General features: G+C 65.3%; 1 protein-coding gene. It reads left to right on the forward strand.

Translation table 11 applies throughout. From position 1 onward, the window contains the following. The coding region (locus U4Y88_RS37625) for an HlyD family efflux transporter periplasmic adaptor subunit (RefSeq protein ID WP_321790142.1) at window positions 1-470 on the forward strand (470 nt) is incomplete at both ends.

A 470-nucleotide genomic window follows, 5' to 3' on the forward strand; every position in this document is an offset into this window, starting at 1 on the left:
AACACGACCATCGCGAACCATCCGAACGTGATGGCGGCCGCCGCGAAGGTGCGCGACGCGTACCTCGCGAACGCGCGCAACACGCTGCCCGCGCCGGTCACGGGCTACGTGGCGAAGCGTTCGGTGCAGGTCGGCCAGCGCGTCTCGCCGGGCACGCCGCTGATGTCGGTGGTGCCGCTGAACTCGCTGTGGATCGACGCGAACTTCAAGGAAGTGCAGCTCAAGCACATGCGCATCGGCCAGCCGGTGGAGATGACGGCCGACGTTTATGGTTCGTCGGTGGTCTATCACGGCAAGGTGGTGGGTTTCTCGGCGGGCACGGGTTCGGCGTTCTCGCTGCTGCCCGCGCAGAACGCGACGGGCAACTGGATCAAGGTGGTGCAGCGTCTGCCGGTGCGGATCTCGCTCGATCCTGAAGATCTGCAGAAGCATCCGCTGCGTATCGGTCTGTCGATGCAGGTCGATGTCGA

Origin of the sequence: Paraburkholderia sp. J94 (genome assembly GCF_905220285.1) — a bacterium.
Classification (GTDB): Bacteria; Pseudomonadota; Gammaproteobacteria; order Burkholderiales; family Burkholderiaceae; genus Paraburkholderia; species Paraburkholderia tropica_A.